Below are 13,026 nucleotides of genomic sequence, written 5' to 3' on the forward strand. Positions count from 1 at the left end.
CGGCGGGACGGCTCGACACGTCGCGACGCGGTCACGCCGCCCGGCTGCCGGGCAGTACGCCTCCTGCCGTGCTGCTTGCCAAACCGCACGTTGACCAGAGACATCAAAGTGGGCGTGGCGTACGGGAATCAAACAACCATTTCGCCGACCAGACTCAACGATTGGTTGTCCGCCTAGGATGGTCGGCGTGGACCTCACCTCCGTGCGCACCTTCGTCTCCGCCGTGGACGCGGGACAGTTCCAAGAAGCCGCCACCGACTTGTCGATCACCCCGCAGGCCGTCTCCAAGCGCATCGCTGTACTGGAGAAGGACCTCGGTGTGCAGCTGTTCAGCCGTACGGCCCGCGGAGCCCGGCTCACCATCGACGGGCAGGCGTTCCTGCCCTACGCCCGGGCTCTCCTCCAAGCCGAGGAACGGGCAGCCGCTTCCGTGCGGCCAGGGCGCCGGGCGTTGCGTGTCGACGTGATCGGGCGCCGACTCTCAGTGGCGGGACTGCTACGCGATTTCCACCGTGCGTATCCCGAGACCGATCTTGATGTCGTGACCCTGTTCGACTCCAACACGGCCATCGCCGCCGTCCGGTCCGGGACGATCGACGCGACCTTCCGCGCCGTGAGCATGCCGGGCCGGCAGCTCCCTGACGGCATCGAGGCGACTCCGGTCTTCGACGAACCACTGCACCTGTTCACCGGACCGGCTCACGTGTTCGCCGCCGCCCGCGCGATCGCTCCCGCCCAGCTCGCCGGGCGCCGGATCTGGATGCCCGGCAACATGCCCGGCACCGAGTGGGCCGCCTACTATGACGAACTCGCCGCCACGTTCGGTCTCACCATCGACTCGGTCGGCCCCAACTTCGGTATCGAGCCCCTCCTTGACACGATCGCGGGCTCCTCGACGCTGGCGACCTTCGTCAGCGAGCAGACTCCGCTGGTCTGGCCTGCCGGCCACGACCTGCGGCGCATCCCCCTGCGTGACCCGACGCCGGTCTACCCGCACTCACTGATCTGGCGCACCGACAACCCGCACCCCGCCCTCACCGCACTGCGTGACCATCTCACCTCCGCATACCCCGGCCGCCCCGACAGCGGGATCTGGACACCGAAGTGGGCCCAGCGCGCTTAGACCGCCGCTTTCACCCACCTCACCGTCTTGATGGTCCTGGCCCTGGTGGGACTCATGACGACCGTCCGTTGCTCCGCACACCGCGCCCTGCTCCTGGGCCTGTTGCAAGGGTGCGGCGCCTGATGCGGACGTCGGCTGACTCGCGTCAGTTGGCCTCCCCCAGACAGCTCAGGGCTTGGCAGAAGTCATCGAGGGCCGGCCCGAACTCGCCGGCCGCGGTGTGGAAGGTCGATCGGTCTATCAGGATCTTGGCCAGTGCTGGGGTTCCGTCAGCCGGGTGGTGCTGGGACAGCCGGCGGGCCAGGCCCACCCCGCCATCGAACAGGGAGCGCACTCGCTCCGCGAACAGATGAGTGCGGTGCTCCCAGTAGACAGCGGCGCGGACGGTGAGGACCCGGTGCAGCCGGACCAGTTCGGCCAGGTGTTGGTCCGGATCGTCGGCGGCTCGCGGAACAAGGGTGTCCACCGCTTCACGCAGAGGGACGAGGCTGCCGAAGTAGCGCCGCTTGGCATCGGGGGACCACTGCATGGGCGTCGCCCCCGAGGGCGGACGCGGTCCACCGGACGTTGGCCGCTCGTTGTCGGCGTCGGAGAAGGACAGCAGAACCGCCCAATAGGACGCCTGATAGCCACTCCAGGACTTACGCTCACCGGTGGCGGCCAACTCCGTCAGCAAGGCGAGTGCCTCTTGCCGTACGGCGACCGCCTGCTCACCTCGGCCGCAGGTGTCGAGCATCCGTGCGTACCCGATCAGTGAGTAGAGACGGCAGGCCATCGGGCCGCGGTCGTTGGCGGCCTCGACCACTTCCGTGCTGACGAGTGTCTCGAACGCCGCGAGTGCTTCGCCGGACCGGCCGGCGTCATCGAGAGCGGCGATCCACTCCAGGAGTGACCAGGCGAGCGCCCCACCGCCGGGCCCGTCGGGCAGGATCGCCGCGACCCACTCGGCCAGGGCATCGGCAGCCTCGGCATAGCGGCCTTCCTCGGAGAGACCGGCAGCCCAGTCACGCAGCCCCTTGACCGCGGGGTCTCCGGACAGTTCGGCCTGAACACGGCCGATGGCGAGCATCTCGGCGCGCATGGCGAGGCCTTCGGCGCGTCTGCCCAGGGTGTACAGCTCTGTCTGGCACGTGTCGAGTGCCTCGTACAGAAGATCCGCACGGGCAGGTTCGGCCGGATCGATGGCCCGCGCCGCGGCCACCGCCTCCTCGCGCAGCGCGAGACAGGCTGCATGCCGTTCGCCGGAGCCGGAGCCGGAGTCGTAACTCAAGCGTTGCAGGGCCTTGACCAGGAGGGGCAGGTAGGAGGAGGGGCTGACCTGGGCGAGCACCCGGTAGGCGCCGACTTCCTCGCGTGGAGTGCGGCGTCCCGATGCGAGCAGTACATTCCGTGCCCGCAGAATGTCGTCCTGATCTACTTTCCCCGAGTGATTCATAACGGAGATTCTGGGCGTCTCGAAGAGGGCCGAACAAGGCTGGTGACCTGTGCCGTTCGTCCTACGCAAACACCCTTTGACCTGTCATGATGGGTGTGTCATCACTTCCCTCGGGGTCACTGGTAAGTCCGGCTGTTCGAACCGTGCGAATCAGGCAAGATGAGGTCTCGAGTCGGTGGGGAGAGCCCTGGGGTGGGTTACGAATTGCAGGCAGTGATCGCGGGAGACGAATTGCTCCGTGCCGCGTCACGCGACATTCCTGGCGCCCGCGTGGCTCCTCTTCGGCAGGGCCTGTCGCTGATGCCGATGACGGATGAGGTCTTCGATGCCGTGACGGACGGCGGCGCTGCGGGGGCTCTGGGGTTTTGGCGGCTGCCGGGAGGCTTCGAGAGGCTGCTCGCTCAGTGGTCCTCCGCAGGGCCGATGGCCTATGTGGAGGCCGAGTACTTCGGTGGCGTCGGCGAGCAACGAGCTGCCGTCTGGGCTGATCAGGCAGTGGTGTTGGGGCCGCTGGATGTGCCGACGAGGACGCGGTTCGAGCGGTTCTCTCGTGCAGTCAGCCCGATTTCGCACGCTCTTCGGCGGCTGGGCGCCAGGAGGGGTCTGAGCGAGGACGAATTCGAGGCCGTGGGCCTGGACCGTCATCGGTGCAACGACGACTGGATCTCTTCCACTACCTCTTGAGCCTGTATGGGATTCGATGATGAAGTCCTCAGGCCCGGCGGCGCCTTGTGCATCGCCGTCCTCCGACTGCCAGGCACTTCGCCCGCGGACTCCAGCGGCTTGTTTCGGGCCACCCGGCCCGGGGCCACGTCCATCGGCTCCCGGACCGCTGACGCGGTCAACGTCTCGTTCACGGCCGCCTCCTTCGGCTCAATACTGGCTGAGCACAACATGATGTGACATGACATCTAAAGGGCTGTCAGGAAGGAAGGCGCCTCGGCCGACGGCCTGGAAGCCGCGCTGGAGGCACTGCATACCTGCATACCCCCCCAACTGCAGCTACGCCAGGAGGTGAACCGGCTGTGTCGGCGTTCGCTTCAAGGCGGTACACACGAACGTGCACCGTGCGCCATGGCCGACCTTGCGGGACTGTCATGGAGTGGCGTTGCTGCCTCGGCCGAGATCCTTGAGGAAACGTCGCTGGTCGTCCAGGAATCCGTTCGCGAAGAGCGAGCGGGGGGAGAAGAGCGCGGTGAGCGTGATCTTGACGTCCGACTGCTCGATGGACTGCTTGAGCAGTGAATGGGCCGCGTTCGGGTAGCGCTTGACGGTCAGTGCACCGCCTGTGTCCAGCACCTTGCGGTAGACGCGCTCCGTGTCGGCGGTGTCCACGTTGATGTCATGGCCTGCGAGGGTCAGCAACACCGGTATGCCGCGCAGGGCGCGCAGGTCTTGCGTGGCGTCCGCGGTGTGGTTCTTGGAGATGAAGCCCCAGCGGTCGGCGGTCATGCCGTCCGTGTCACCGTGCATGGCCTTGACGTACTCCTCGAAAGCCGCACGGCGTTCCAGCAGTCGGCGGGTGGTGTCGCTCTTGGCGATCGCGGCCTTGGTGCGGGCTGCCGATGCGCCGTCGGCGCGCAGCTCGGCAAGGAGATTGTGTCGGCCCTGCTGGAGCCAGTTGATCGCGGGCGACACGGCGATGACGAACCGTACCGGGGTCTTGGCGGCGACCTTTGGCAGGACCCAGCCCGCCTGGCTGGCGCCCCAGAGCCCGATTCGGTCGCCGTCGATGTCGGGGCGGGCGCGCGCCCAGGCGATGGCGGCGGCTGCCTCGTTGGCCCGGTCGTCCATGGACTGGTCGAGCCAGTTGCCGGGTGCGCCTGCGACGCCGGGCTTGTCCCAGGACAGAGAGGCGTACCCGGCCTTGGCGTTCGCCTCCCACATGGGCTTGTAACCGTCGTCGTGGGTGGCGTCGACGGGGCCGTCGCCGTGGACGTACACGACCAGGCCGTGGTGCTTGCGGCCGTCCTTGGGGGTGGCCAGTACGCCGTTGAGGGTGTGGCCGCCGTGGCGGATCGAGACCCGCTGCTCGTCCATGTCGTACGAGTTCTGCCACAGCACCACACCGACGAGACCGGCGGCCACGACCAGGACCGTGACGAGTGACCACACGGCGATGCGGAGCCCGCGCCGTCGGGGCTGGGTCTTTGGACACATGGGATGACCGCCTCAGTTCGGGTTTGCGCAGCACCCAAAACTATCATTGTGAGAACGGTCGTCTTGAGTACGATAGATTTGGGTTTCAGCTTCAGTGCGAGAGGGGGCACGGCATGGGACTGGACGCGACAGGCCCCGGGACCGGACCGGTGGCGGTCCAGCGAGGCGTTCCGGTTGGAGCCGAGCGGCGGGCGGCCGAGCTGTACTGGGACGCCTTCGGCCGCAAACTCGGTCCCGCACTGAATCCGCCGGGCAAGGCGGTGCCCTTTATCGCCGCCCACCTGAACGCCGATCGCGCGGTCTGCGCGCTCCTCGACGGGCAGCTCGTCGGCCTCGCCGGCTACCAGCTCGGCGGGCGGGCCCTCACCGGCGGGTCGGCCTCCGCCGTGCTGCGCGCGTACGGACACCTGGGAGGACTGCATCGACTCCTGCTCCTCGCCCTGTTCGAACGCCAGCCGGCCCCCGGACAGCTCGTCATGGACGGCATCGCCGTCACCCCGGACGTTCGCGGCCGCGGTGTCGGAAGCCTGCTCATCGAGGAAGTGGCCGCCGTCGCGGCGGAGCAGGACTGTCGGGAGATCAGACTGGACGTGATCGACACCAATCCGCGTGCCAGAGCCCTGTACGAGCGGCGCGGCTTCGCGGCCGTACGGACCGAGCACACGCCGTACCTCCGCAGGCTGCTGGGATTCGGCGCGGTGACCACCATGCATCGCCCTGTCGAGGCGGATGGGCCGAGAGGACTGTGCACACCGTGACCGACCACGTCGAGATCCCCACCCGCATGCTCGTCCACGCGCTGATCCGGGAGGACGGCACGGTCAGCGCGGACGAGCTGTACACCGTCGCCGCCACCCTCGGCATGAGCGACCAGCAGGTACGGCTCTGCGTCAAGCGCCTCGTGGCCGAGAACCGGTTCACCCATGAAGGCCGCGGTCGCAAAGCAGTGCTGCACGCCACGGAAGACACCACACAAGCCCTGGCCCCCAACCCGGACTTCCTGCGGCACGCATTCCGCCAGGACGCCGGGCTCGCCCCCTGGGACGGCGTCTGGCACCTGGCCGCCTTCGCCGTCCCCGAATCGGCGCGCACGGCCCGGGACGCCCTGCGCGAGACACTCGTCCACCTCGGCGGCGCCCCCCTCCAGGGCGGACTGTACGTCTGCGCCAACGCCTGGGAACCGTACGTCGAAGACGCGGCGCAACGCCTCGACGCCCACGGTGCGCTCACCCTCCTCAGTACGACCGACCTACGCAGAGGCGACACCCAAGAGCCCGCCGAACTTGCCCGCCGCCTATGGCCCCTGCAGGAGATCGCCGACCGCTACCACCGCCTGAGCCGCATCGCCCGGCCCCGCCTCGACCGGCTCACCGGCTCTGCCGGACTCTCCCCGTCCGAACTCCTCACCATCGCTGTCGAGCTGGCGGCCGAACTCACCCGCGCCATGGAGCCCGACCCGCTGCTGCCGCCTCAGCTCCTGCCCCAGCCCTGGCCCGGCACCCAGGCCCGGGAGCTCATCGCCCGGTGCTGGGCGGCCCTGCACGAACGCGACCACGGAGAAGCCCGACCGGCCCTCTTCCGCCACTACGCCGACATCACTCGAGAAGCGGCAGACCGGGCCACGCGCTGAAGACGGGAACAGACGGCGCAGGTTATGCCTGCTGGGCGAAGGCACCGAGCGAGCACCCCGCCCTTGGGACAGACGCGCGTCACATCACGGTTTTGCGCCGTCATCGCGCCATCGTGCAGGAGCAGTTGGCCGCGCTGCGTTCGGTCGAGGGGCGGCCGCTCGGCCAACTAGCCGTGGACCGACCGGGGTTGCCGATTCGAGCAGTGAGCGGACGCAGGCGCCCTTCAGTCGATCCTGTCGACGTGTGCGCGCAGGTCTCGTCCGGGTGGATGCCGGACCGCGAAGCCGGCCCCGTGCGCGGGCGAGCGCGCGGGGCCGACTCGTGGCATCAGTGCGGTTTCAAGCTCGGCCGCTGGTTGATCACTTCGCCTGGGCGAGCCAGACCGCGTCCGGACCGGCCGGGAATCGCAGCTGGCCGGTCGTGTCGTGCACGGCTCGCCACACCGTCTCGGCGACATCGCTCTCCTTGGTGAACAGGCCCTGGCCCGTGAAGTCGTCCATGGCCTTCTTCGCCCACGGTGCGTAGGGGGCCGGGACCAGCTCGTCCAGCGAGGCGCCGTTGGTCGCCTTGACCGCGAAGTTCGTCGTCAGGCAGGCACCCGGCTCGACCGTCTTCGCCTGCACACCGAAGGGCGCGAGCTCAAGCGAGAGGGATGAGGTGAACCCCTCGATGGCCATCTTGCTCGCCTTGTAGACGGCCGAGAGCGGCATGTGTCCCAGCACCACGCTGGACGTCACGTTGACCACCACGCCGGAGCCGCGCTCGCGGAACTGGGGCAGCACCGCCTGGGTCGTCGCCATCACGCCGAACGTGTTGGTCTCGAAGACCTCCCGTACACGGGCCATGGGGGTGCCCTCGAACACGCTGATCGAGGGGACGCCCGCGTTGTTGACCAGGACGTCGACGGGGCCGGCTGCCTCGAGAGCGGCGGCGATGGAATCTGGCTTGGTCACGTCGAGTTCGACTACGCGGAGCCGGTCCGACTCGGGCAGGACGCCCGCACGCGGCGTGCGCGTCGTGGCGATGACGTTCCACCCCTGCGCGTGGAAGTAGAGGGCGGTCTCGCGCCCGTATCCGGAGGAGGTGCCAGTGATCAGAACGGTCTTCATGCTGGGGCCCTTCGCGATGTCATGGGATCCGCGGAAGAACAGGTACTTTCCTGCTCCTCGGAAGAACTGGTATTCCCATTGAATCGCTCTGACCTGCGCAAATAGTAGAACTATCCTCGCTACTCCTTGCACGATCCTCCTTCGAGGCCCGCGCTGCATCCCGTCGGAGGGGCGCGAGTACGTTGGCTCCGACGCCACGAGGCGTCCCGAACTGCTGGCGCTGCTCCCGCCCGCGCTGCCGATGTCAGCATGGGCATGTGTGAGCCAGACCACATGTCGGGAGTGCATAGCGGGGCAGGGGCCAGTGTCTTTATGAAGATGTAGGGGCGTGTGGAGGTAAGGGACGACGCTGATGGGGCAGTTGCGGGCCGACGCGTTCGACCGGTTCGTGGCGGCTCGGTGGTCGGCGTTGCTTCACCTGGCGCGGCTGCTCACCGGCGGAGACCGGCACCGGGCGGAGGATCTTCTGCAGGAGGCGCTTGTCAAGTTGTGGTTTGCCTGGCCGAAGGTGGCCGAGCAGGCGCCCGAGGCGTATGTGCGCCGGGTTCTGGTCCGTGCCGCGGCTCGCTCGGCACGGCGTCGCTGGTGGGGTGAGCACCCCGTGGACCAGCTGCCCGACCCGCCCGAGGTGGCAGACGAAACCGCCGCCGTGGACGAACGGACCCGGCTGGAGGCCATGTTGGCGTTGCTGCCTGCGCGGCAGCGGGCTGCGGTGGTGCTGCGCTATTACCAGGACCTGCCCGAGCGGCACGTCGCGGAGGTGCTGGGGTGTCCGGTGGGTACCGCCCGCTCACTCACCGCACGCGGTGTCGCACGGTTGCGGCAGCTTCTGGCTGAGGCAGCCAATCCGGTGGAGTGAAGAAGGAGCCATGGATCACTTCGAGCAGGAGCTGGCACGGATGATGCGTGACAGCCAGGAGGACACGCCCTATGAGGACCGGCACCGATACCGACTGCAAGCCGGCGTTCGCGCCCGACGGCGGGCCCGGGCGGCCTGGATGGCCACCGGATCCGTACTGACCGTTGCTGGACTGGGAGTCGGACTGATGGTCCTGCCCAGCTCTTTCGCTCAGGGCCGGCCTACTGGCCCTCAGCCCCGGCCCGTCACCTCTGCCGAGTCGGCCCCGATGCCGTCGACGGTCCGCCCCGCGTCCACTGCCAACGAGGCGCCGGTGCCGACCTGCACGTCAACTCCCAGGCCGCTGCCGGTGCCGTCGACGGCCCGCCCCGCTTCCACTGCCAGGGAGGTACCGATGCCGACCTGTACGTCGACTACCCGGCCGGTGCCGATGCCGTATCGCCCCTCAACGTCCGAGCCGGTCCCGATGCCGACACGGACGTCAACCACCAGGTAGCAAGGTAGCGCCTTGGCCAGGTTCAAGCGGTCCCGATGAGTGGGGCTGCTGAGCCGGCGTGACTGCCACCGACCGCCGGGCAGTTGATCCCCGCTTGTCCTGCTCTCCACGAGTTGAAAGCTGACCCCCGTGATCCGTGAGAACGCGACCGCGTTTGTCGACGTGCCGCGGAAGGCGGCGGATAGCCGACCGACCTCCTGGGAGCGGCGGCTGCGCCGCTTCGGGTACGTAGAGCGGCCGCGTACGTCCGTGCGCGACCGCTTGGTGGTGCCGTTTCCCGAGCCCGGGTCACGGCTGTGGCGCACGCTCGGGCTGTCCCCGGTGGCGGCGGGCCGGCTGGCGCGCTGGTCGGGGTGGGGCGGGCCGCTGCTGGTGGCGCTCCTGGCCGGGCTGCCGCGCTTTTGGCGTCTGGGCAGCCCGCGGGACGTCGTGTTCGACGAGACGTACTACGCCAAGGACGCGTGGTCCGTGCTGCGGTTCGGTTACGAGGGGACCTGGCCGGACCGTAAGATCGCCGACCCACAGATCCTGGCGGATCCGCAGGTCATCCCGCTCTCCGACACCGGGGCCTTTGTCGCGCACCCGCCGATGGGCAAGTGGGTGATCGCCGTCGGTGAGTGGATGTTCGGCCTCAACCCGTTGGGCTGGCGTTTCATGACGGCGGTGCTCGGCACGCTGTCGGTGCTGATGCTGTGCCGAATAGGGCGCCGCCTGTTCCGGTCGACGGCGCTGGGCTGCCTGGCCGGGCTGCTGCTGGCGGTGGACGGCCTGCACTACGTGATGAGCCGCACCGCGCTGCTCGACCTCGTCGTCATGTTCTTCGTCCTGGCGGCGTTCGGCTGCCTGCTCCTCGACCGGGACCGGGCGCGGGCCCGGCTCGCGGCCGCCCTGCCGGTGGACGCGGACGGCCTGGCGGGCCCCGACCGGCACACCGGCGACCGTATGGGGACGGGCCTGCGGCCCTGGCGGATCGCGGCCGGCGCCTTCCTCGGCCTGGCGGCCGCCAGCAAATGGAATGGCCTGTACTTTATGGCCTTCTTCGTCGTCCTGACCGTGCTGTGGGACGTCGGCGCCCGCCGCGTCGCGGGGGCGCGCCACCCCTACCGGGCGGTGCTGCGCAAGGACCTCGGCTGGTCGGTACTGTCCCTCGTGCCGGTGGCCGTGGTGACCTATCTGGCGACCTGGACCGGCTGGTTCCTGACCGACAAGGGCTACGGCCGGCACTGGGCGGACGACCGCGGCGGCCCGTGGTCGTGGATCCCGGCATCCCTTCGCAGCCTGTGGCACTACGAGTACGGCGTCTACGAGTTCAACGTGGGACTGCACACCCCGCACAAATACGAGTCCAACCCGTGGAGCTGGCTGGTCCTCGGCCGTCCCGTGCTGTTCTCCTACCAGTCGCCCGAACGCGGCGAGGACGGTTGCCATGCGGCGTCCGGCTGCTCACAGGCGATCCTCGCGCTGGGCACACCGCTGCTGTGGTGGTCGGCGTGCTGCGCACTCGTGTATCTGCTCTACCGCTGGGCGCTGCGTCGCGACTGGCGCGCGGGCGCCGTCCTGTGTGCCGTCGGCGCGGGCTATGTTCCCTGGTTCCTGTACCAGGACCGAACGATCTTCTCCTTCTACGCCGTCGTCTTCGTGCCGTACCTGTGTCTGGCGGTGGCGATGATGCTGGGCGCGCTGTTGGGGCCGCCGAGTTCGAGTGAGAAACGCCGGGCACGCGGTGCGGTGGCGGCAGGCACGCTCGTCCTGCTCATCGTCTGGAACTTCATCTATTTCTTCCCGATCTACACGGGTCTCACGATTCCGTATCCCAGCTGGCACATCCGCATGTGGCTCGACACCTGGATCTGAACAGAGCTGGGCTCCTGGCCAGCATGCCGGCGCGCTCGTCGATGGGGCTCGTGGCGGGACATGGTGTTCACCAGCTGATTCCGGCCGCCACCGGCAGGTGGTCGCTGTCGGTGGCCGGCAGCACCCACGAACTCTCCGGCTCCACGCCGCGGACCAGGATCTGGTCGATCCGCGCCACCGGGAACTTCGCCGGCCAGCTGAAGCCGAAGCCGTCCCCGGACGCGTCCTGGACCGAGCGCAGCTGCGAGGTGAGGTCGGCGAACGCGCGGTCGTCCATGGTGCCGTTCAGGTCGCCCAGCAGCACCACCCGCTCGTTCTGCTCGGCGGCGACGGCCTCGGCGAGCGCCTGCGCGTTGCGGTCCCGCGAGTCCGTCCAGAAGCCCGCTCTGGGATTCACCCGTACCGACCCCAGGTGGGCCACATACACCGCCAGCGGACCCTGGTTCGTGGCCACCGTGGTGCGCAGCGCCCGGTCGTAGGCCATCTTGACGTCGACCGGTTTGGTGTCCCCCAGCGGCCCGACGTCCATCTTGATGTCGACCGGCCGGGTGTCCGACAGCGGCAGCTTGCTCCACAGCCCGACCGTGCCCCGCGCCGTGTGGTACGGGTACGCCTTCGCCAGCTCCTGCTCGTACGTGCCCCGGGCCTGCTCGGTCAGCTCCTCCAGTGCCAGCAGGTCCGCCCCGGAGGCGGCCAGGTCGCGGGCGGTGCCGGCCGGGTCGGGGTTGGCGGCGCCGACGTTGTGGCTGACCACGGTGAGGTCGCCGCCCGGGTGGGACTTGTCGCCGAGCAGCCCGTCGAAGAGGTGCAGCCACACCACGGCCGGCAGCAGCAGCGCGGCCACCGCGGAGGCGGAGCGGCGCCACAGCGCCCCGGCCAGCAGCACCGGGATGAACAGTCCGAACCACGGCAGGAAGGTCTCCACCAGGCTGCCGAGGCCGCCGATCCGGTTCGGGATCTTCGCGTGCAGCAGCATGAGCAGGCCCAGCAGCAGCGCCAGCGCCACGAGCACCAGGCCGCGCTTCCACGGGCCCGGCCGGGAACCGATGCGGACCACCCGGCGGATGCCCTCGCGCCAGGCGCCGGAGCCGGCACCCCGGCGGATGCGCGCGCGGCGGGTTCCGGAGCCGACATCCCGGCGGCGGGCGCCGTCCTGTCCGGTCTCCGCCGTGTCCACCTGCGCCATCGTCAGTCCTCGCTCACTGCCGGTCACTGCTGCATCCTCGGGTCCTGGGTGGGGTCGGCATACATGCGGGGGCAACCACGATCGATCGCATGGGTGCGCAGTTCGTAGTGCCAGGGCTCGTTCTTGTAGATCTGGCACAGTCCGTACTCTGCACCGTGCTCGGACAGCCACGCCGTGGCATTGGACCGCCCGATGTCGACCGCGTCCCCCGACACGTGAGGAGACGTCGCCGCGGTGGCCACCCATCGGGCGGCCTCGTCTTCAGACCCGTACTTGGAGACCGCCTCGCGAAGAAGCTGATTCTGATACTCCGGGGAACGCCAGCCGCTATTGACGTAGAACTCGACTCCGTCGTCCGCGGCAGCCGTTGCAGCCTGGCGGAGAGCCTTGAGCAGACTTGGATCGAGTTTGGCCACCGCCGGAATCGCGTCATCGAAGACCGTCACGCCGTCGGGGACCACACCGTCGGCCTCGCCGAGCGCACCACGGTGCTCACTGCGAGGAGTTTTCGAGGGTGATGCGGCCCAGGGGGACAAGGAGGCCGAGGGGGACGAGGACTTCGGCACCTGGTAGCCGAGGACTGCGGTGATCACTGCTAGGACGGCTAACAGGCCGACGACAAGGAGCCGGCGAAACTGGCGCGTCGGTGTTCGTGCTGATGGTGGGATTCGAGCCATACCGTCAGTCAAGGCAGCGCGGTGTTGCCGGCGCGTATGTGCTTTTCGATATGTCGACGATATGCGTCGGCTTCTAGCATCGAGAGCATGCGTGTGTTGATCGTCGAGGACGAGCCCTATCTGGCAGAAGCCATCCGCGATGGTCTGCGCCTGGAAGCGATCGCCGCCGACATCGCCGTCCTCGACCGCGACATTCCCGGGCCGTCCGGTGACGAGATCGCCAAACGCATCGTCGCTTCCGGCAGCGGCATGCCGATCCTCATGCTCACCGCAGCCGACCGGCTCGACGACAAGGCCTCCGGGTTCGAGCTCGGGGCCGACGACTACCTCACCAAACCGTTCGAGCTGCAAGAGCTCGTGCTCAGGCTCAGGGCGCTCGACCGCAGGCGCGCCCACAGCCGGCCCCCTGTGCGGGAGATCGCAGGCCTGCGGCTGGACCCGTTCCGCCGCGAGGTCTACCGCGACGGCCGCTACGTGGCGCTGACCCGGAAGCAGT

The 13,026-nt window shown here is 68.8% G+C and carries 13 protein-coding genes; 7 read left to right on the forward strand and 6 right to left on the reverse strand.

What is annotated here, in order from left to right; genetic code table 11:
• Nucleotides 1-187: 187 nt before the first annotated feature.
• Nucleotides 188-1,123, forward strand: a complete 936-nt coding sequence (locus GAS53_RS34815; protein WP_151481750.1) for a LysR family transcriptional regulator — start codon at nucleotides 188-190, stop codon at nucleotides 1,121-1,123.
• Between the two features lie 145 nt (nucleotides 1,124-1,268).
• On the opposite strand, the gene GAS53_RS34820 is transcribed toward GAS53_RS34815, so the two are convergent.
• On the reverse strand, nucleotides 1,269-2,558 hold the full coding sequence (locus GAS53_RS34820; RefSeq protein WP_151481751.1) for a tetratricopeptide repeat protein: 1,290 nt from the start codon (nucleotides 2,556-2,558) through the stop codon (nucleotides 1,269-1,271).
• 192 nt (nucleotides 2,559-2,750) lie between these two features.
• Here GAS53_RS34820 and GAS53_RS34825 point away from each other — a divergent pair, with 192 nt between their 5' ends.
• On the forward strand, nucleotides 2,751-3,242 hold the full coding sequence (locus GAS53_RS34825) for a hypothetical protein (protein WP_151481752.1): 492 nt from the start codon (nucleotides 2,751-2,753) through the stop codon (nucleotides 3,240-3,242).
• Nucleotides 3,243-3,653: 411 nt separating this feature from the next.
• On the opposite strand, the gene GAS53_RS34830 is transcribed toward GAS53_RS34825, so the two are convergent.
• Nucleotides 3,654-4,718 carry an alpha/beta hydrolase family protein gene (locus GAS53_RS34830; protein WP_151481753.1) on the reverse strand — a complete coding sequence of 355 codons (1,065 nt, stop codon included), beginning with the start codon at nucleotides 4,716-4,718 and terminating at the stop codon, nucleotides 3,654-3,656.
• A 113-nt stretch (nucleotides 4,719-4,831) separates the two neighbouring features.
• On the opposite strand from GAS53_RS34830, the gene GAS53_RS34835 reads away from it, so the two are divergent.
• Both GAS53_RS34835 and GAS53_RS34840 read left to right on the forward strand, forming a co-directional pair.
• A complete protein-coding gene (locus GAS53_RS34835) occupies nucleotides 4,832-5,476 on the forward strand; it encodes a GNAT family N-acetyltransferase (RefSeq protein WP_151481754.1) in 645 nt (214 codons plus the stop codon).
• Nucleotides 5,473-6,348, forward strand: a complete 876-nt coding sequence (locus GAS53_RS34840; protein ID WP_151481755.1) for a PaaX family transcriptional regulator C-terminal domain-containing protein — start codon at nucleotides 5,473-5,475, stop codon at nucleotides 6,346-6,348. Before GAS53_RS34835 ends, GAS53_RS34840 begins: the two co-directional genes overlap by 4 nt.
• A gap of 360 nt (nucleotides 6,349-6,708) precedes the next feature.
• Here GAS53_RS34840 and GAS53_RS34845 read toward each other — a convergent pair whose 3' ends face one another.
• Nucleotides 6,709-7,458 (reverse strand): SDR family oxidoreductase, encoded by a 750-nt coding sequence (locus tag GAS53_RS34845; protein WP_151481756.1) that lies wholly within the window; start codon nucleotides 7,456-7,458, stop codon nucleotides 6,709-6,711.
• Between the two features lie 352 nt (nucleotides 7,459-7,810).
• On the opposite strand from GAS53_RS34845, the gene GAS53_RS34850 reads away from it, so the two are divergent.
• Nucleotides 7,811-8,317, forward strand: coding sequence for a SigE family RNA polymerase sigma factor (locus tag GAS53_RS34850; RefSeq protein ID WP_151481757.1), 507 nt, complete (start codon nucleotides 7,811-7,813; stop codon nucleotides 8,315-8,317).
• A 231-nt stretch (nucleotides 8,318-8,548) separates the two neighbouring features.
• Here GAS53_RS34850 and GAS53_RS34855 read toward each other — a convergent pair whose 3' ends face one another.
• Complete coding sequence (locus tag GAS53_RS34855) at nucleotides 8,549-8,806, reverse strand: hypothetical protein (protein ID WP_151481758.1); 258 nt, start codon at nucleotides 8,804-8,806, stop codon at nucleotides 8,549-8,551.
• A 169-nt stretch (nucleotides 8,807-8,975) separates the two neighbouring features.
• Between GAS53_RS34855 and GAS53_RS34860 the strand changes: the two genes are divergently transcribed.
• Nucleotides 8,976-10,667 (forward strand): dolichyl-phosphate-mannose--protein mannosyltransferase, encoded by a 1,692-nt coding sequence (locus tag GAS53_RS34860; protein ID WP_225859274.1) that lies wholly within the window; start codon nucleotides 8,976-8,978, stop codon nucleotides 10,665-10,667.
• A gap of 67 nt (nucleotides 10,668-10,734) precedes the next feature.
• On the opposite strand, the gene GAS53_RS34865 is transcribed toward GAS53_RS34860, so the two are convergent.
• Nucleotides 10,735-11,853 (reverse strand): endonuclease/exonuclease/phosphatase family protein, encoded by a 1,119-nt coding sequence (locus tag GAS53_RS34865; protein WP_151481759.1) that lies wholly within the window; start codon nucleotides 11,851-11,853, stop codon nucleotides 10,735-10,737.
• 23 nt (nucleotides 11,854-11,876) lie between these two features.
• Nucleotides 11,877-12,530: a M15 family metallopeptidase gene (locus tag GAS53_RS34870; RefSeq protein ID WP_151481760.1), complete on the reverse strand. Its 654-nt coding sequence runs from the start codon at nucleotides 12,528-12,530 to the stop codon at nucleotides 11,877-11,879.
• 87 nt (nucleotides 12,531-12,617) lie between these two features.
• Between GAS53_RS34870 and GAS53_RS34875 the strand changes: the two genes are divergently transcribed.
• Nucleotides 12,618-13,026, forward strand: a 409-nt coding sequence (locus GAS53_RS34875; RefSeq protein WP_151481761.1) for a response regulator, incomplete at its 3' end; no start/stop codon positions are given.

It is taken from the genome of Streptomyces albicerus (assembly GCF_008905045.1).
Classification (GTDB): Bacteria; Actinomycetota; Actinomycetes; order Streptomycetales; family Streptomycetaceae; genus Streptomyces; species Streptomyces albicerus.